Annotated in this window: 17 protein-coding genes and 1 pseudogene; 6 read left to right on the top strand and 12 right to left on the bottom strand. The window is 61.3% G+C overall.

Annotated features, from left to right (window positions below; translation table 11 throughout):
* Nucleotides 1-78: 78 nt before the first annotated feature.
* The 10 genes from EEQ99_RS24570 to EEQ99_RS24525 all read right to left on the bottom strand — a co-directional run bounded on the left by EEQ99_RS24570 (nt 79) and on the right by EEQ99_RS24525 (nt 9,964).
* Nucleotides 79-1,137, bottom strand: coding sequence for a carbohydrate kinase family protein (locus EEQ99_RS24570; RefSeq protein WP_127431227.1), 1,059 nt, complete (start codon nt 1,135-1,137; stop codon nt 79-81).
* Entirely contained in the window at nt 1,137-1,808 is a 672-nt protein-coding gene (locus EEQ99_RS24565) for a D-lyxose/D-mannose family sugar isomerase (RefSeq protein WP_063476323.1), read from the bottom strand. Before EEQ99_RS24565 ends, EEQ99_RS24570 begins: the two co-directional genes overlap by 1 nt.
* Nucleotides 1,808-2,962: a Gfo/Idh/MocA family protein gene (locus EEQ99_RS24560; RefSeq protein WP_127431226.1), complete on the bottom strand. Its 1,155-nt coding sequence runs from the start codon at nt 2,960-2,962 to the stop codon at nt 1,808-1,810. The genes EEQ99_RS24565 and EEQ99_RS24560 overlap by 1 nt, the downstream gene beginning before the upstream one ends.
* A 22-nt stretch (nt 2,963-2,984) precedes the next feature.
* Nucleotides 2,985-3,809 (bottom strand): class I fructose-bisphosphate aldolase, encoded by an 825-nt coding sequence (locus tag EEQ99_RS24555; RefSeq protein WP_127431225.1) that lies wholly within the window; start codon nt 3,807-3,809, stop codon nt 2,985-2,987.
* Between the two features lie 155 nt (nt 3,810-3,964).
* On the bottom strand, nt 3,965-4,738 hold the full coding sequence (locus tag EEQ99_RS24550; protein WP_127431224.1) for an SDR family NAD(P)-dependent oxidoreductase: 774 nt from the start codon (nt 4,736-4,738) through the stop codon (nt 3,965-3,967).
* An 11-nt stretch (nt 4,739-4,749) separates the two neighbouring features.
* Nucleotides 4,750-5,475 (bottom strand): SDR family oxidoreductase, encoded by a 726-nt coding sequence (locus EEQ99_RS24545; protein WP_127431223.1) that lies wholly within the window; start codon nt 5,473-5,475, stop codon nt 4,750-4,752.
* A 12-nt stretch (nt 5,476-5,487) separates the two neighbouring features.
* Nucleotides 5,488-6,783 carry a D-tagatose-bisphosphate aldolase, class II, non-catalytic subunit gene (locus EEQ99_RS24540; RefSeq protein WP_127431274.1) on the bottom strand — a complete coding sequence of 432 codons (1,296 nt, stop codon included), beginning with the start codon at nt 6,781-6,783 and terminating at the stop codon, nt 5,488-5,490.
* Complete coding sequence (locus EEQ99_RS24535; RefSeq protein WP_127431222.1) at nt 6,783-7,760, bottom strand: tagatose kinase; 978 nt, start codon at nt 7,758-7,760, stop codon at nt 6,783-6,785. Before EEQ99_RS24535 ends, EEQ99_RS24540 begins: the two co-directional genes overlap by 1 nt.
* A 30-nt stretch (nt 7,761-7,790) precedes the next feature.
* Nucleotides 7,791-9,017 (bottom strand): ROK family transcriptional regulator, encoded by a 1,227-nt coding sequence (locus tag EEQ99_RS24530; RefSeq protein ID WP_127431221.1) that lies wholly within the window; start codon nt 9,015-9,017, stop codon nt 7,791-7,793.
* A gap of 62 nt (nt 9,018-9,079) precedes the next feature.
* A complete protein-coding gene (locus EEQ99_RS24525) occupies nt 9,080-9,964 on the bottom strand; it encodes a sugar phosphate isomerase/epimerase family protein (RefSeq protein ID WP_028756851.1) in 885 nt (294 codons plus the stop codon).
* Nucleotides 9,965-10,261: 297 nt separating this feature from the next.
* On the opposite strand from EEQ99_RS24525, the gene EEQ99_RS24520 reads away from it, so the two are divergent.
* From EEQ99_RS24520 to EEQ99_RS24495, 6 genes are all read left to right on the top strand, one after another.
* Entirely contained in the window at nt 10,262-11,695 is a 1,434-nt protein-coding gene (locus EEQ99_RS24520) for an extracellular solute-binding protein (protein WP_028756850.1), read from the top strand.
* A gap of 96 nt (nt 11,696-11,791) precedes the next feature.
* Nucleotides 11,792-12,667 carry a carbohydrate ABC transporter permease gene (locus tag EEQ99_RS24515; protein WP_047613532.1) on the top strand — a complete coding sequence of 292 codons (876 nt, stop codon included), beginning with the start codon at nt 11,792-11,794 and terminating at the stop codon, nt 12,665-12,667.
* A 4-nt stretch (nt 12,668-12,671) separates the two neighbouring features.
* Nucleotides 12,672-13,508: a carbohydrate ABC transporter permease gene (locus tag EEQ99_RS24510; RefSeq protein ID WP_028756848.1), complete on the top strand. Its 837-nt coding sequence runs from the start codon at nt 12,672-12,674 to the stop codon at nt 13,506-13,508.
* Between the two features lie 4 nt (nt 13,509-13,512).
* Nucleotides 13,513-13,719 carry a DUF2160 family membrane protein gene (locus EEQ99_RS24505; RefSeq protein WP_028756847.1) on the top strand — a complete coding sequence of 69 codons (207 nt, stop codon included), beginning with the start codon at nt 13,513-13,515 and terminating at the stop codon, nt 13,717-13,719.
* 109 nt (nt 13,720-13,828) lie between these two features.
* The gene (locus EEQ99_RS24500) at nt 13,829-14,890 is read left to right on the top strand and encodes an ABC transporter ATP-binding protein (RefSeq protein ID WP_028756846.1); all 1,062 of its coding nucleotides are present in this window, start codon (nt 13,829-13,831) and stop codon (nt 14,888-14,890) included.
* Nucleotides 14,891-14,902: 12 nt separating this feature from the next.
* Nucleotides 14,903-15,628 (top strand): SDR family oxidoreductase, encoded by a 726-nt coding sequence (locus EEQ99_RS24495; protein WP_028756845.1) that lies wholly within the window; start codon nt 14,903-14,905, stop codon nt 15,626-15,628.
* Nucleotides 15,629-15,631: 3 nt separating this feature from the next.
* Here the strand turns inward: EEQ99_RS24495 and EEQ99_RS24490 are convergent, their stop codons facing one another.
* A complete protein-coding gene (locus tag EEQ99_RS24490; protein ID WP_063476317.1) occupies nt 15,632-15,889 on the bottom strand; it encodes a hypothetical protein in 258 nt (85 codons plus the stop codon).
* 330 nt (nt 15,890-16,219) lie between these two features.
* A pseudogene (locus EEQ99_RS24485) lies at nt 16,220-16,708 on the bottom strand (M10 family metallopeptidase); the annotation flags it as partial.

Raw genomic sequence — 16,708 nt, 5'->3', positions numbered from 1 at the left:
CGAATAGCTTCATCTCTGCTCCTCCATTCTGACTGGATGGTGATCGGCGCCGCGCTCTCGTGAGCCGACGCCGATGGGCTAAGCGGATTGCGGGTGCGTCTCCTTCGCCTCGCGAAGGAGGACAGACATGTCGGGGATGCCATCGGTGGCCGTCGCACCCGCGAGGCAACGCGCAGCCGCAGCATGGGCGACGGCGCAGATATGCTCGACAGGCCAGTTCTCATGCAGGCCGTAGAGCACGGCGGCACAGAAGGCGTCTCCCGCGCCGACCGTGCTGACGATATCATGGGGATCAACCGGTCGTGACCGCGTCATGACCGGGGAAGCGCCCGGCGCAAACCAGAAGCAGATTTCCGGCGCATGGATGATCGCACCCTTCGCGACGCCCGCGGCAAGCAGGCGCTCGCCCGCTTCCAGAAGCCCCGCCTCGACCAAGTCTCCCTTTGCATCGCGAACGACAACGCCGGTTGCCCGGCCAGCCTCCATCTCGTTGATGATCAGGTAATCGCAGAAGGGCAGAGCGACGCCGACCTTGGCTGCAAATTCCGGGTCCTCGCTCGATACGAAATCCACGCAGGTGGTCAGCCCGGCGCGGCGCGCGGCCTCCAGCAGGCGCGATGCTCCCGAACGGCCGTCGGGACCGATGCGGTCGAGACCCGGCAACAGCAGGAGATAACCGAGATAGAACAGCCGATAGCCGGCCTCAGCGAAGGTCGCGGGTGAAACATGTTTGTCGGTGACCGCATCGTTGGCGCCACCATGATAGAAGAAGGTGCGGTTTTGACCGGGCACATTCATGACATGCGTATGCGCCGTGACGCGGTCGGCCAGCGCCGTCAACCCACCGACATCGACGCCGGCAACCGCAAGGCGGGCCTTGACGATCTCCCCGTCCTGATCAGCACCGATGCACCCGGCCGCTGCCAGCTGTCCAGGAAATCCGAGCGAGGCCAGATCGGTGACGACATTGGCCGCCCCGCCCCCCACACCCAGATCCTGGTGCAGGATATGCGCAAGATTGCCCTGTTCGGGCCAATAGGACAGGGTGTGGACACGATCGACGATGAAGTTTCCCGCGCAGACGATGCCGCCCTGCTTCTGACTGTCGCGATGTTGAACCGCCTCCCGGCTTCGCATCAGCTGGCTCCCTCGTTCCACAAGGGTCTGAGCGGCGGCTCGTCCTCCTCAATCGCGGCAAAGCGCCCGATCGGCTCCAGGAAGACATTATCGCTGTTGTCGTCGTTGACCTGGCTGACCTCGCCGACAAGGACGGGTCCGCTGTCTTTCCTGCCGTAGAAGCGGTGGTAAAGCCCGGTGCGGATCGTCACGCTCTGGCCGGGCTGGAGAACCAGCGGCTCCCATGCGGCGAGCCGGTGCGGCAGCCCGTCGACCGGAACCGTCACATCCTCCTTCAGCACATTGCCATCGGTATCGGTTGCGGCGAATTCGATGACGAGATCGCCGCCGGCGCGATTGATGATGTCTTCCATCTTCGCCGCATGGCGGTGCGTCGGCGTGAGCTGCCCTTCCCCAACGAAGAGCAGCTTTTCGGCATAGGTCCGCTCCCCCTCGACATCAACGATGCCATTGCGCAGGCAAAACAGCACGAGGCCGCATTCGGCAAACCGGTTCGAGCCGAAATCGGTGACATCCCAACCCAGCTGATGGGAGCGCAAATAGGCCGATGCCGCCGGATGAGCGGCAAAATCCGCCGCCGTCCAATAGCCCCATGCCGGCAGGGACCAATGCCAGCGCTCGAGAGTTTCGGTTGCCCGCCGCAACGCGGCGTTGATCTCGGAGCGCTGCATCAGACGGACGCCCCGTCATAGGCGACCGGCACCACCACGTCCTCGCGGCCGGATTTGAGGGCTGCCGTCAGGACGGCATGATGCGCCTGCGCCTCCGCCGGCGTCGCGCAACCGAAACCGTTGGCATCGCCGCCGGCAAGCTCGTCGACGAAGGCCGCCCACATCTGCTGTATGGCGTCGGCAAAACCGAATTCGAAGATCTTGCCTGTTATGGCCGGAAACAGCGAGCCATAGCCGAGATCCTCGGTGCTCCAGGCCTGCGCACCGCCATTATAATCCATCCACTGCCACTGGCGCGGAGACTTCGTGCTGAAGAATGCGCTCTTCTTCATGCCGAGAACGCGGATGTACCAGCTGTTGGATTCGCCGGGCGCGATGCGCCAGGTTTTCAGCACCATCGGAAAATCCTGATCTGCAGTGCGCACGCGGCTGCTGATCGTGGCATTGTCCCAGGTGGTGCAGGGCAGCATGCCGCCCTTGCCGTCGGGACGTTCGGTGACCTTTTTGACCAATTGCGCATGCAGTGTGGTCGGGCGCCAGCCGAGACGCAGCGGCGCGTGCAGCACATGCATGCCGAGATCACCCATGCAGCCATAATCGCCGTTGATCTCGGCCATCCGCTTCCAGTTGATCGGCTTCTGCCGGTCGATATCCGAAGAATGCAGGAACCCCGCCTCGACTTCGAGGATATCTCCCATCTCGCCGCTTTTTGCGAGCGCGATGACCTTCTGTGCACCGGGGAAGAACGGCATTTCCGACGAGCAGCGGACCAGGAGGTCGGGATGCTCGGCTAGAACCGCCATGATCTCCCGGTTCTGAGCGGCGTCCATGCCGAAGGGCTTTTCACCGAGAAGATGTTTTCCGGCCTTCAGAACGTCGATATAGAATTGCTGGTGCAGCACATGCGGGACGGCGCAATAGACCGCATCGACCTCGGGATTGGCCAGAAGCTCCTTATAGTCGGCGGTGAACTGGCGAACAGTCGGCACATGATCCCTGAACCAGTCGAGCAGCGTCGTGTTGGTGTCGCAGACGGCGACGATTTCCGGTCGCGCCTTCACATCAGCCAGGTGCAGCCAGCGCGCCGCGGCACTGGCGAATTCGCGTCCCATCAGACCGCAGCCGATGACGCCGAAGCGGAATGTTTTCGTCATGACATCTCCTCCCAGCCGCGCGTCAGCCGATATGCAGCGAGGCTTGCTCGACCGAAGCCTTGTCATGGACGATCGCCATCAAAGCCCGCGTCATGCCGCCGGGATTGTTGTGTTGAATGACGTTGCGGCCATAGACGATGCCACGGGCGCCCTGCTCCATCAACTGCTTGGTACGGATCAGGATTTCCTGATCCGAAACCCGCCCGCCGCCGCGCACCAGCACCGGCAGCCCCTGGGCGATCTCGACCACGCGGTGATATTCATCGACATTGTCGCAGGGGTCGGCCTTGATGATATCGGCGCCGAGTTCGGCCGCCTGGCGCACAAGCGGCAGGATCTTGTCAATCGCGCCGTCGACCATATAGGCGCCCTTGGAATTGTCCTGCATGACCAGCGGCTCGACCATCAGCGGCATGCCGTAGATCTCGCATTCGCGCTTCAGGCTGTTCACATTGCGCACACAGGCGCGGTAGACCTCCGGCTGGTCCGGCAGCATCAAAAGATTGACGACGACGCAGGCCGCGTCCAAGGCAACGCCCTGCTCCACCGCCCTGTCGATCATTTCGGAAAACAGCTGGGACGGCAGCGGATTGCCGTAGATGTTGGCGATATCGGTGCGCAGCACCAGTGCCGGGCGATGTTTGCCGGGGATCGCCTGCAGAATGGGTGCCGTTCCCGGCGGAAGCTGGATGGCGTCGGGTGCGGCTTGCGCGATCACCTCGATGGCCGTCTTCATGTTCTCGATGCCGGCGAGGAACGTCCGTTCATTGAACATGCCGTGATCGATGGCAACGTCAAAACAATTTCCAGACACGCCGAAAAGTCGGTTCAACCGTGCGGATTTCATGAAGCTCCTCCCAGATATGGCAACGTTTCCACATTCGAATAAATGGAGCGGAATTGGGAGTCAAGAAAATGTGGTAACGTTTCCACATTGGTTGATTTGTCGGCTGCCGACCTTCCAGTGCGGACGAGGCGCCCCTCGCGCCTGTCCCGCAAGGATTACCAGCAGGTGAAACCTGCATCGACATTGACGATCGCCCCGGTCATCAGGCTGGCGGCGCCCGATGCGAGGAAGAGGACAGCACTTGCAACCTCCTCCGGCGTTCCCATCCTCCCCATCGGCGTGTCGGCGAGCCAGAGCGGAATCCGCTCGCGATTGGCTTCGACGGCGACCACCATCGGTGTCTCGATATAGGTGGGCGCGACGGCATTGACCCTGATGCCGTGATGCGCCCACTCGGCCGCCAACGAGCGCGTGAGGTGATGGACCGCCGCCTTGGAGACGTTATAGGCCGTCTGAGGCTGAGGCCGGTTGCAGATGTGCCCCGACATTGAGCCGAGGTTCACGATGGCGCCGCGTTTCAGCGAAATCATGGGACGACCGAAGGCGCGCGAGCACCAGAAGACGCCGTTGAGATTGACGTCCATCATGCGCAACCAGTCGGCGTCGGTGAGATCCTCCGCCGGGATGCCGCTCTGGCCGATGCCGGCATTGTTGACGAGGATCGTCGCCGGCCGGCCTGCATCGGCAAGCTCGGTCGCGATCGCTTCCATGCGGGCCGCGTCGGTGACGTCGCCGACCCGGACTTCGATGTCGTAGCCTTTGTCGCGCAACGCAAGCGCTTGCTCAGCGTCGGCCTCGCTGCGTTCGATGACGACGACGGCAGCACCCGCCTCCGCCAGCGCCTCGGTGCAGCAAAGGCCGATCGCGCGCCCTCCGCCGGTGACCACCGCGCGTTCGCCGACAAGGCGAAATTTCTCCTGGTAGCTCATGTTCGGCTCCTTCAGATGTCGAATGCGCTTGGAAGCACCACGATATCGCGGATGGTGACGTTGCGCGGCCGGGTCAGCATGAAGATGATCGCGTCGGCGACTTCCTTGGGCTCGATCAAAGCGCCGGCCTCCTTGGCCTTGCGAAGGTTTTCTTCCGGCCAATCCGCCAGTAGAGCGCTGATCACCGGCCCTGGAGAAACCGACCCCACGCGAATGCCATTTTTCAAAAGCTGGCGTCGCATCGTCTGGACGAAGCAGGTCATCGCCCACTTCGATGACGAATAGACCGGTTCCCACGGAATCGCCGAATGTCCGGCGACCGAGCTGGTGACGACAATGTCGCCAGTGCCGCGTTCGATCATGTGAGGAATGACATTTCGAACGTTCTTGATGACGACGTTCACGTTGAGATTGAGCATCCGATCGATGGTATCGAGGTCGGTTTCCATCAGGTCGCCGCCGATATAGGTGCCCGCATTGGCATGCAGAATGTCGAGTTTGCCCGTCTTCGACAGGACGCCCTCGAGCAGTCCCGCGCACTGGTCCGGATCCAGCAAGTTGATCACCAGCGGAATGGCGCGCTCGCCAAGCCGTTGGCAAACCGTCTCAAGCGCCTTCTGATCGCGGTCCACCAGCACGACCGTCGCGCCTGCGGCGAGCATCGCCTCCGTCGAAGCAAGGCCAATACCGGATGCTGCACCCGTGACCGCTGCGATCTTCCCGTTCAGTTCCGTCATCGATTTCTCCTCCTATCTTGATGCTGATTGCTCATTCTTTCCGACGCCGCAGGCGGCGTGATAGTCCGAAAGACTCCTTGTCACTCTCCAGACCAAAACCTGTTCCGGATCGAGCGGCGCACCTGAAAAATGCTGCGCGGCCGGCATATGCTGCCAAAGCAATGGCAGCGGTACGGATTGACCTCGAAGCGCCTCGCACAGGCGCCGGACTGCATGTTGCGCTTCGGTCGACGCCCAGTAGTAGCGGATACGGTCGGAGAGCGAATAGTGCCGCAGCCACCGCTTCTCGCCATCGGTTCCGTGGTAGTGGCGGCTCCAATTGCCGGGCTGATCGAGCATCAGCGTTTCCATCGCCGCATGAAGCGGGCGCTCGCCGTAGTCGGGCAACAGATCGGACGCGATCGCATCCAGCGCATAGAGCGCCTCGCGCAGGACGAAGGTCAGCTCGGGACCGACTTTCAGAATGGGAAACCCGTCCTCCACCAGCGCGGCCAACGGCCGGGTGCCCTGATAATCCGTCGAGTGAGCCTCGAACACGAATTGCGGCTCCTCGGTGAGCACTGATTGCAGCGCCTCGATCTTGCTGCGGTCATAAAGGATGACATTGTGATTGCCGAACTCGACACCCGGCTGAACGACCAGCCCGATAGCGCGTCCGAACGCCTCCGTTAGGCCCTCCTCGGCAAAGACCCGGCGGTGGACATCGATCGTCTTCAGCGCCGCCGCTGCGGCCGTCGGCTCGATCGTCGTGAGGGCATGGTCGGCTCCACCCGGCGGCGGCACTTCGGTGCCGATGACGTAAACCGGCATCGCGCCGCCGGCCTTTTTCGCCGAGGCCTCGGCGACAACAGCCAGCCGGGCGGCGCGATGGGCGGTGGTTTCGTCGTCGAGCGCCACCGGCTCGCCCTTGCAGCCCATCGAGGCGTCGAGGTGGATCTTGCGGAAACCGGCCTCGACATAGGCGGCAACCATCTTCTCCGCTTCGGCCATGGCCTCTTCCGCCGGGCGGTCGCGCCAGGGATTGGGGCCGAGGTGATCGCCGCCGAGAACGATCAGTTCTTCGGGGCACGCCTCCTCGGCAGCGATCTTCATGACGAGAGACGCGAAGTCGCTTGGCGTCATTCCAGTGTAGCCGCCGAGGTGATTGACCTGGTTACAGGTCGCCTCGATCAGGACGGTGCTTTCCTGTTGCCGCCCGTGCCGGAGTGCTGCCCGAAGCACGATCGGATGAGCGGAGCATACGGAGGTCACGCCTTTCGGGCGGCCTTCGATCCTCAGTCTGGCCAGTTCGTCGAGGTGCACCTGCATCACGGCCGCCTTTCCGTTGAAGCAATAAATGCATCGAGTTCCTGCCGAGTGCCGGCGCCTTCCATCGGACCCAGCACCGTCACATTGCGGGCGCCGGCGGCGGAGGCATAGGTCAGCGCTTGCTTCTGAGACATTCCGAGCCGCCGGCAGGTGAGATAGGCTCCGCCGAAGCAGTCGCCGGCGCCGGTCGGATCGACCTCACGAACGACGAATGCCGGAGCCTCGATGCGGTCTCCTTGCCTGCCGAAATAGGTCGCGCCGTCGGCGCCGCGCTTCAGCACGATTTCCTTGACGCCCATCTCGAATAAGCGGCGGATTGCTTCCGCCTCGCCTTCGACACCTGCGGCACGTTCAAGCTCCTCTCCGGACGGCAGAAGCAGATCAGCCATGGCAACAAGCTTGGAAAACCGGCGCTCGGTGTCCTCGTCCAGCTTCAACTCCTTGCGAATGTTCGGATCCACCGAGAGCGTTCCCCCGCGCGCCTTGACGATATCGACCGCCTTGTCGATCACCTCGCGCGCACTGGGGACCGACAGAGCCGAGCCCATCACGTGAAGATGCCCGCTCCGATCGATGAGATCGCCGACCGTTTGAGACCAGCCGAAACGCGCGGCTGCCGATGTGGCGATATTGTAGACGAAATCTCTGGAGCCATCCTTGCGGTAGCGGACAAACGCGCTTCCCGTCGGATAGTCCGGATCGATCGAGATCGCCGAAACGTCGACGCCGTCGCGCTTGAGGCGATCGGTATTCACCCGGCCGAAATCGTCATCGCCGACAGCGCCGACCATGGCCGACTTGCCGCCGAGCCGGCCGCATTGCGAGATGAAGATCGCCGGCGCGCCGCTCGCAAACGGACCGACCAGCGGCTGGGCTTCGAGAAATCCGTCTCCGACCGTCGTGGCGACGATCTCCACAAGGATCTCGCCTACGCAAACCGTGGGACCAAGCGCGTCCGGAGCCAGTATTGAAGCCATTTGCAATCCTGCTTTCGATAGTTCTTGTCGTCAACTCGTCGCCGATTGGACCGGCGCACCATCCTCGCTGCCGAACTCCTCGCTCTCCAGTGACAGAAAGCGCTGGTGCAACATGCATGCCGCCCCGAAGGCGGAACCGAACTCCGCATCACCGTCCACGACGATCTCAGGCGTGGGGAAAGGGATGTTCTGGCTCTCCGACATGTGGACCGCCACGCGGGCAGCGACCATCGGGTAGAGGGATGCCACGGAGCCGCCCAGCACGATCCTGTCCGGGTCGAGCAGGCGACAGGCTTGCAGCAATGCGTAGGCGAGATGGCGCGACCAGGTTTCGGCGATGTTGACGGCAGCCGGGACACGGTCACGAACGTCGCCGAGGAAATCCTGCAGATCGGCGTTCTCGCGGCCGACAGCCTCGCGATACTGCCTGATGAGCACCTCGCGACCGATCAGCTGTTCAAACTTCTGACCACCGCTTCCCGGCACCAGGGTGTGGCCGATTTCTCCCGCCAGACCGTGGCCGCCACGAAACAGTTTGCCATCGATCATGATGCCGCCGCCGACGCCGGTTTCCATGAGCAGGAACAGGGTCACTCCCGCGGCGCCGTGGCGATAGCTGTCACCGATCGCGAAGGCGTTGGCGTCGTTTTCGACCGTGATCGGGACGGCGGCCGGGACAACGGCCAGGAAAGCGGATCGGCCAATCTCCTTCAACGGCACGTCCCGCCAGCCGATGATCGGTGCCAGGGTGACAAAACCATCCGGCCGGATATGGGCCGGCGTCGATATGCCGAGACCCTTGCACCTGCCGATCATCCTCTTCGCCATCACGCCGACAATGAGCTCGACACCCTGCGCCACCGCCTCTTCCACCGTCGAAGACGGTGTATCGAACGCCATTTTTCGACATGCCCGGACTTCTGCGGAGAGATCGATGACGGCTGCCGATATATGCTCGACGCCGATCTCGATTCCGACGAAGAACGCGGCATCGGGAACCAGTTCGAGCATGATGCCCGGCCGCCCGGCACGGGAGGGCTCCGAGCGCTGCTTGCCGCTCTCGTCCGATTCCTGAACGAACCCGCCTTCCGTCAGTTCCGCGACGATCTCTCCCGAGGATGAACGGTTCATCCCGAGCTTGCGGGCGAGATCCGCCCTGCTGAGGCTTCGGTGAGCGTAGATCGTCTGCAAGGCGGCGACGATATTGTTCTGTCGGATCCTGCGCGGCGAACTTCCGATGGAGACGGTGTCGTTCATATTTCAATTCCCTTCAAGTCGCCCAACCCTTACACGACTGGAACAGGCTGTCAGAAGGATAATTAGGGCCGCGCGTTTGTGGCGCGGCGGCGCTTGGCCTCGTCATATTTCAGCTCGATGTAGCGCTTCGCGTGTGCTGCAAGCGGATCATTATCCTCCCAGGTGTCGCGCCAGATCGCGCAGGCGAGCGACAGGCCCTCGTCGACCACCGTCGTCGAGAAACTTTCGAATACGATGTCGCGCCTATAGTCGATGTCGAGCAGCGCGTCGAAGATCAGATCGAAGTTGATGACGCCGTCGCCGAGGTAGCCGCGATTGCTCTCGCCGATGTGGAAATAACCGATCTTGTCGCCGGCGAGACGGATCGCCGCGGCCGGATTGGCTTCCTCGATGTTCATATGGAACGTGTCGAGATGGAGACGGACATGCTCCGATCCCGTCTCGGCGATGAACTTCAACCCCTGCGCCGTGGTATTCAGCAGGTTCGTCTCGAACCGGTTGACGACCTCCAGGACGAGGTCGACGTTTGCCTGCCTGGCGACCTCGCCGGTCGCGGCGATCGCGGCGACGCTGTTGTCCCAGCCCTTCCTCGTCGGCTGGCGATTGTATTTGGTGTGGGCGGAATAGAGAATCCCGCCGAGCTTGTTGCCGCCGATATCGCGGACCGCCCGAACGGCGTCGGCCAGCGTCTGCTTGCCGGCGGAGACAGCAGACATGTCCTCGCTCGATACGTCCTTGTCGAGCGGCAGACCCATCGTCACGCCAATCTCGACGTCAAGGGATTGGGCAAGCTTCGCCAGTCGATCGAGGTTGAATTTCTCGGGGCGCAGATAGGCAAATTCGATGGTGCGATATCCGTGTTCGGCCGTCTTGTTGAGGGCCATCTCCAGCCCCTCCTGCGTTTGGCCACCTGTCCATACAAATGAATGGATACCCAATCGACGCATAGCCTTTTCCTCCGCGAGATGCTCTTGATCGCGGACAGTGCTATGCCATTTAGTTTGGTGAGGCAACAAATAATTTCAGCGGCTAGCTTTTTGCTGCTTCGCAAAATTTCTTTGCAATGCAATATATTATGCCGTTTTCGCGCTTACCCTACCTCCCAGCAGAAATTAGTTTCTGCAGAAATCAATGGGATAGGCTCATGATTTGCATGTTTAGACAACAAATGTTGCGCCGCCGGTTTTTTTGGCCTACACAAAGCACCGGCGAAATGATCTCGCTGCACTCTGGGAGGATTGGAAATGAACTATGCTTTGAAGGCTAGCGCGCTTGCGCTGACGCTCGGCCTCGCCGCCACCGCTTCACCGGCCTGGGCCGACTTCTGGTCCGACGCCGGGGCTAAATTCAAGGGCGTGACCCTGCACGGCGTCACCGAAAGCACCCCGCCGTCGAACTACATCAAGAACGTGCTTGCTCCGGAATTCGAAAAGAAGACCGGCATCAAGGTCGACATCGAGACGACGTCCTGGGATCAGATGTACGACAAGGCCATCAAGGACATGGAAGCCAAGACCGGCATCTATGACATGGTCTACATCGAGCAGGACATCATCTACTCCTATCTCGCCAGGAATTTCCTCGTCGACATCACGAAGACGCTGAAAGACCAGCCGGATCTGAAAGCGCCGACCTACGACGATGCGAACTTCACCAGCTTTGCCGACTACTTCAAGGACACGAGCGGCGATCTCTTCGGCGTTCCGATGGAAGCCTTCCTGAAGACCTATCTCTATCGCAAGGACCTCTTCGACGATGCGAAGATCAAGGAAGCCTTCAAGAAGGAAACCGGCAAGGACCTGAAGCCGGCGACGACCCACGAGGAGTACACCCAGATTGCCGAATTCTTCACGAAATACGGCAAGGACAACGGTCTGGAGCTCTGGGGCACGACCGCTCAGGCCCATACCGGCCATCCGGCCTCCTGGTATGAATTCTTCGAGTCCATCGTGCCGACCTTCGGCGTCTACAATTGGGGCATCGACGCCAAGAACAATTATGCGGCGACGGTCGAACACGGCGGCTCGATGAACGGTGACAAGGCGAAGGCCGCGCTGAAATATTGGCTGCACCTGCGCGACATCGCTCCTCCGGAATCGACCCAGTCAACCTGGACGGAAACCGCAACGACGTTTGCCGCGGGCCGTGTCGCCCAGGGGCTGATCTATGGTGAGAATGCCGCGTGGATCGCCAGCGATCCGGCGCAGTCGAAGGTGGTCGGCCAGGTCGGCTTCGCTCTGCCGCCGCTCGAGCCGGGCGTATTGGATGATGCGAAAGCCGGAAAGGGCTATATCGGCTACTACGATGGCGGCGCCTTCGGCGTGCCGGTCACGTCCAAGAACAAGGAAGCGTCGCTGCTCTTCCTCGAATTCATCGGTCAGAACGAAGTTCAGCCCGATTGGGCCATCGCCGCACCGCGCATCACCAACACGGCGACGTTCGACGATCCGAAGGTGAAGGAGATGGACGCCAAGCTCGGTGGCTTCTACACAATGCTGAAGGACGAGGGCAAGCTCTTCGCCGGCGCTCCTCCCTACCCCTTCCATGCGCAGGTACGTGAAGCGACCGCTCCGATCTTCTACGACATCCTGACCGGCAAGATCGGCCCCGATGAAGGCCTCGACCAGATGGCGGCCAAGGCCGAAGAGGAGCTCACCTCGCTCGGCTATCGCAAATAAAACATCCTCCCCAACTGACGGGTCGTTCCGACGACCCGTCATCTTTGCGCTCCAGGTGGAGCGGACGTCCACATAACGTTCAATGGGGGATAGGCGATGCATTCGCAGAAGCTCGGGTGGCTGTTGCTGTCACCGACCATAGTGATCCTCGGACTGTTCGGGATCTTTCCTTTCGTCTACGTCCTCTGGGTCTCTTTCCATTCATGGAACCCGTTCGCGGCCAATCCGGGCATGATCTTCAACTGGGCTGAGAACTATCGGCGGCTGGTCTTCGACCAGCAGTTCCTGGCATCGCTCGGCATAACCCTGGCGTTCGTCTTCTTCGCGGTCGTGTCGGAGCTGGTCCTCGGCTACATCCTCGCCCAGGCGCTGCTCAAGGACTTTCCCGGAAAAGCGGTGTTTCGCACGATCCATACCCTGCCGCTGATCATGGCGCCGATCATCGTCGGCTCCGTCTGGAAGCTGATGACCACGCCGTCGATCGGCATCATTCCCTATCTCCTCCGAAGCTGGTTCGGCTACGATCTGAATATCGGCCAGAGTGCCGTCGCGGCCTTCACCGTGACGGTCATCATGGATATCTGGCACTGGACGCCGCTCGTCACCCTCTCGCTGATCGCCGCCCTCGTCTCGCTTCCGTCAGACCCATTCGAGCAGGCGCAGATCGACGGCGCCGGCAAGAGCCAGATCTTCTGGCACATAACACTCCCTTTGATCCGCCCGGCCCTGCTCGCCACGGTGTTCATCCGGCTGATGGATGCGCTGCGCACCGTCGACGAAGTGCTGATGCTGACCGGCGGCGGTCCGGGTTCATCGACGCGCTACATCGGCGTCCATATTTTCCGGGAAGTCTTTCCCAAGACGAATTACGGCTACGGTTCGGCGATCTCCGTCATCGTCCTTTACCTCACCATCGTCGTCTGCTGGCTGCTCTATGTCGGCTTGATTGCGCCCCGCGTGAAGAGAGGTTGACGCGATGAAGAACCAGACCCCCTGGCTTCCGGTCGTCCTGTGGACGCTGATAAGCCTCGCGACGCTTTTCCCGATTTACTGGCTGTTCGTCATATCGGTGAAACAGCCCTTCGACCTGTTCTCGACGCCCGACGTCATTCTCCGGAGCTTCTTCTGGAAGAACTATCAGGACGTGCTGACCAACCCGACCTTGCGCGGCTACATGCTCAATTCGCTGATCATCTCGTCAGGCAACGCGCTGCTCGTGACGACGCTCGGCTTTTTTGCCTGCTACGCCCTGACGCGTTTCGAGCTTGCCGGCAAGGAAAGCATCTTCTTCTGGACGATCACCAACCGCATGGCGCCGCCGGCGGTCTTCCTGCTGCCGCTCTTCCTGCTGCTGACGCAGGTCTACAGGATCGGCGACTTCTCGCTCGCCGATTCCCGGCTCGGCATGATCCTGGTCTACTGCTCCTTCAACCTTCCCTTCGCAATCTGGACGCTGCGACCGACCGTGGAAGCCATTCCGAAGGAGTTGGATGAGGCGGCCTATATGGATGGCGCCAGCCCATGGGTCGTCCTCTACGACATCGTCTTCCCCCTGGCACGGCCCGGACTTGCGGTGACGCTGATCCTGACGTGGGTGTTTGCGTGGAACGAATATCTGCTGGCGGCGACGCTCACCAATTTCAATGCGCGGACGCTGACCACCGGCCTGTCGGAATATGTGACGACCACGGGAACGGCCTGGGGCATCATGGCCGCGATCTCAATGCTGACATTGGTTCCGGCGCTCATCGTGTTTTCGGTGGTCCAGCGTCACATCGTTGCCGGCCTGACCTTCGGCGCCGTGAAAGGATGAAGCCATGACATCTCCGTCAGGAAATGGTGAACGCAAGCCGGGCTTTCTGCCGATCGAAACGAACTGGTTCGACCGGCTGTTCATCTCGATTGTGATCTGGGTCGCGCTCTCGCTGTTCTGGATGCGGTTCATCGAGCCGTTCGGGCTTTCGGTATGGTTTGCGGCAGCAATCTCGGCAGTCCTCGGCGCCTATCTCGTCTGGAAGGGATGAGCCGATGAATTTCCGTCAACACCATCAAGACACGACAGCGCCGCGCGTCTCATCAGACGCGCAAAGGATGCTGCAGCACTTTAAATTGCTGCTTTAGGGAGGAACGACTTTGGCAAATGTACAGGTGAGCGACGTCACCAAAAGGTATGGTGCACTCCAGGTCATGCACGGCGTCAGTGTCGACATCGAGGACGGCGAATTCGTCGTGCTGGTCGGCCCATCCGGATGCGGCAAGTCCACCCTGCTGCGGATGATCGCCGGTCTTGAGACCGTCAGCGGCGGCGACATCCGGATCGGCGGCCGTGTCGTCACCAACGCTCCGCCGAAGGAGCGCGACATCGCGATGGTCTTCCAGAGCTATGCGCTCTATCCGCACAAGACGGTCGCCGAGAACATGGGCTTTCCGCTGAAGATGGCCAAGCGCCCCAAGGCGGAGATCGACGAGAAGGTCGGCAGAGCGGCCGAGATCCTCGACCTGACGCGTTATCTCGACCGCTATCCGAAGCAATTGTCAGGCGGACAGCGTCAGCGTGTGGCGATGGGCCGCGCGATCGTGCGCGATCCGAAGGTCTTCCTGTTCGACGAGCCGTTGTCGAACCTCGACGCCAAGCTTCGCGTCACCATGCGCGTCGAGATCAAGGAGCTTCACCAGCGGCTGAAGACCACCACCGTCTACGTCACGCATGATCAGATCGAGGCCATGACAATGGCCAATAAGATCGTGGTGATGCGTGACGGCAGGGTCGAGCAGATCGGCAAGCCTCTCGATCTCTACGACTTCCCGGTCAACCTCTTCGTCGCAGGCTTCATCGGCAGCCCATCGATGAACTTCCTGCAGGGCCGGATCGCGACCCGCGACGGCAGGAAGGTCGTCGTCACCGACCAGGGTATCGCCCTTCCCATGGGAAGTACAAATGCGGATGAAGGAAGAGCCGTTACCTACGGCATCCGGCCGGAGCATATCACCATCGGCGATGAAGGCGTTCCGGTCGAGGTCTCCGTGTTCGAGCCCACGGGTTCGGAGACATTGATCTTCGGCCGCACGGGAGGCGTGCCGATCGACGCCCTGATCCGCGAGCGCATCGAAGTCGATCCCGGACGGACGATGTACTTCCATATCGATCCCCGGCGTGCGCATATCTTCGATCGGGAAACGGGCCAGAGACTGTAAGGGAGGCGATCCATGGAGTTCAAAGGAAAGACGGTCATCGTGACCGGCGCCGGAAAAGGCATCGGACGCGAACTTGTGAGGATGCTCATCGAACGGGGTGCGCAGGTCGTCGCGCTGACCCGGAGTGCCGCCGATGTCGAAGCGCTGCAACAGGAATCCGGCTGCCGGGCCATACAGGTCGATCTCGCCGATGCCGATGCGACCAGAGAGGCTGTCATCGCTGCCCTTCCCGCCGATTTCCTCGTCAACTGCGCCGGCACGACCGAGCTCCAGCCGTTCCTGGATACGACAGTCGAAGCATTCGACCGACTTGTTGCGGTCAACACCCGTGCTCCGATGATCGTGGCCCAGGAATATGCCCGTTCGCTGATCAAGGCGGGCCGCAAGGGCGCCATCGTCAACGTCTCGTCGGTCGCGTCCTTCGTCGGCATCCCCGACCACGCTGCCTATTGTGCGTCGAAGGGCGGGTTGGATGGCTTGACGCGGGTCATGGCAAAGGAGCTTGCGCCGCACGGCATCCGCGCCAACGGCGTCCACCCAACGGTGACGCTGACCCCGATGGCGGTGAAGGCATGGAGCGATCCCGAGAAAGCCGCGGGAATGATGAAGCGAATCCCCGTCGGTCGCTTCGCCGAACCGGCAGACATCGCCGAGGTCGTTCTTTTCCTGCTCTCCGATCAGGCTGCCATGGTGAACGGGATATCGATGCCGGTGGACGGCGGCTACATGATTGCCTGAAGTTCAGGACGAACGCGTCGTACGAGCCTGCGATTGCAATGGGGGAAGCGGCGACGTTGACCGCCGCACCAATCGGCGCAGCTCATCCTGATCAACAAAATGATCCGTTACGCCGGCCTCTTTATCTGGATGACTGAAAACAAGACCGTCGGAATCCTCAAGCTTCAGAGCTTGCTCCGTATTCATGATCCCCAGTGCCTGGCGCTCGTACCCGGACTCGAGCGCCGCCTCGACGATGGCTTTTCTCTTGGGCATGTCCATGTCCTCCGTTCCTCAAAGGGTAACGGACGGCCGGAGTCGCGGTTCCGATCAGGGCATCACGATATGAGACCCGTTGAAACGAAAGCCTCGCCGATACACGGCCCGCCATCGCGCGGGCCGCGCTGTTTTTGGCCCTCGCTACCACGTTTGGCGCTGCCACCAACGTTGAGACAGCTCCCCAATACTGGCGCCGCCCAACTCGGCGAGGCGTCTTAAGCACCTGACTTATGACGGCCTTCAACCAAGGACCCAGGTTGCGGCACGCCGCCGCAATAACCTCGGTCCAATCCTCCTCGGCAGAAGGTTCCGCCGAGGAAGTCCGAGCGAAGGTCACGCAAACTGGAAATCCGTCGACTCCAGGCTCGATACGGCGACATTCTTCAACGTTATGGTGTTGTTGATATCCGCGGTAACGATTGTATCGCTGCCAGACTGACTGGATGCGGCAAGAAGCGACGCCCAATCTGCAAAAACGCTGTGATCGATCCTGATCGTGTCATGCGCTGTGCCGGTCGCCACGAAATTCGTGATCGTATCGTGGCCCCAGTTCGGCGAATAGATGAAAAAGTCCGCTGCCGCCCCACCGATGAGAATATCGTCGCCGGCACCACCGGTAAGCGTGTTGCCCCCGTTACCGCCGGTGATCGTGTTGGCGGATGCATTGCCGGTGCCGGTGAAGGCCGCCGTTCCATTATAGCTCAGATCCTCGACATTGGTCAGTGCTGCGATCGAGTAGGTCGCAAGCGACGTCCGGATTTCATCGGTGCCGGCACTGGTCGCCTCGGTGATGACGTCGCCCGCGTTGTCGACCACATAGAT

It is taken from the genome of Rhizobium anhuiense (assembly GCF_003985145.1).
GTDB classification, from domain to species: Bacteria; Pseudomonadota; Alphaproteobacteria; order Rhizobiales; family Rhizobiaceae; genus Rhizobium; species Rhizobium anhuiense.
This window is presented reverse-complemented; position numbering and strand designations above follow the sequence as displayed.

Bases quoted from the DNA above. Each gene is read 5' to 3' on its own strand.
- EEQ99_RS24570 (WP_127431227.1), bottom strand. From the start codon at position 1,137: ATGCGAAGCCGGGAGGCGGTTCAACATCGCGACAGTCAGAAGCAGGGC.
- EEQ99_RS24565 (WP_063476323.1), bottom strand. From the start codon at position 1,808: ATGCAGCGCTCCGAGATCAACGCCGCGTTGCGGCGGGCAACCGAAACT.
- EEQ99_RS24560 (WP_127431226.1), bottom strand. From the start codon at position 2,962: ATGACGAAAACATTCCGCTTCGGCGTCATCGGCTGCGGTCTGATGGGA.
- EEQ99_RS24555 (WP_127431225.1), bottom strand. From the start codon at position 3,809: ATGAAATCCGCACGGTTGAACCGACTTTTCGGCGTGTCTGGAAATTGT.
- EEQ99_RS24550 (WP_127431224.1), bottom strand. From the start codon at position 4,738: ATGAGCTACCAGGAGAAATTTCGCCTTGTCGGCGAACGCGCGGTGGTC.
- EEQ99_RS24545 (WP_127431223.1), bottom strand. From the start codon at position 5,475: ATGACGGAACTGAACGGGAAGATCGCAGCGGTCACGGGTGCAGCATCC.
- EEQ99_RS24540 (WP_127431274.1), bottom strand. From the start codon at position 6,783: ATGCAGGTGCACCTCGACGAACTGGCCAGACTGAGGATCGAAGGCCGC.
- EEQ99_RS24535 (WP_127431222.1), bottom strand. From the start codon at position 7,760: ATGGCTTCAATACTGGCTCCGGACGCGCTTGGTCCCACGGTTTGCGTA.
- EEQ99_RS24530 (WP_127431221.1), bottom strand. From the start codon at position 9,017: ATGAACGACACCGTCTCCATCGGAAGTTCGCCGCGCAGGATCCGACAG.
- EEQ99_RS24525 (WP_028756851.1), bottom strand. From the start codon at position 9,964: ATGCGTCGATTGGGTATCCATTCATTTGTATGGACAGGTGGCCAAACG.
- EEQ99_RS24520 (WP_028756850.1), top strand. From the start codon at position 10,262: ATGAACTATGCTTTGAAGGCTAGCGCGCTTGCGCTGACGCTCGGCCTC.
- EEQ99_RS24515 (WP_047613532.1), top strand. From the start codon at position 11,792: ATGCATTCGCAGAAGCTCGGGTGGCTGTTGCTGTCACCGACCATAGTG.
- EEQ99_RS24510 (WP_028756848.1), top strand. From the start codon at position 12,672: ATGAAGAACCAGACCCCCTGGCTTCCGGTCGTCCTGTGGACGCTGATA.
- EEQ99_RS24505 (WP_028756847.1), top strand. From the start codon at position 13,513: ATGACATCTCCGTCAGGAAATGGTGAACGCAAGCCGGGCTTTCTGCCG.
- EEQ99_RS24495 (WP_028756845.1), top strand. From the start codon at position 14,903: ATGGAGTTCAAAGGAAAGACGGTCATCGTGACCGGCGCCGGAAAAGGC.
- EEQ99_RS24490 (WP_063476317.1), bottom strand. From the start codon at position 15,889: ATGGACATGCCCAAGAGAAAAGCCATCGTCGAGGCGGCGCTCGAGTCC.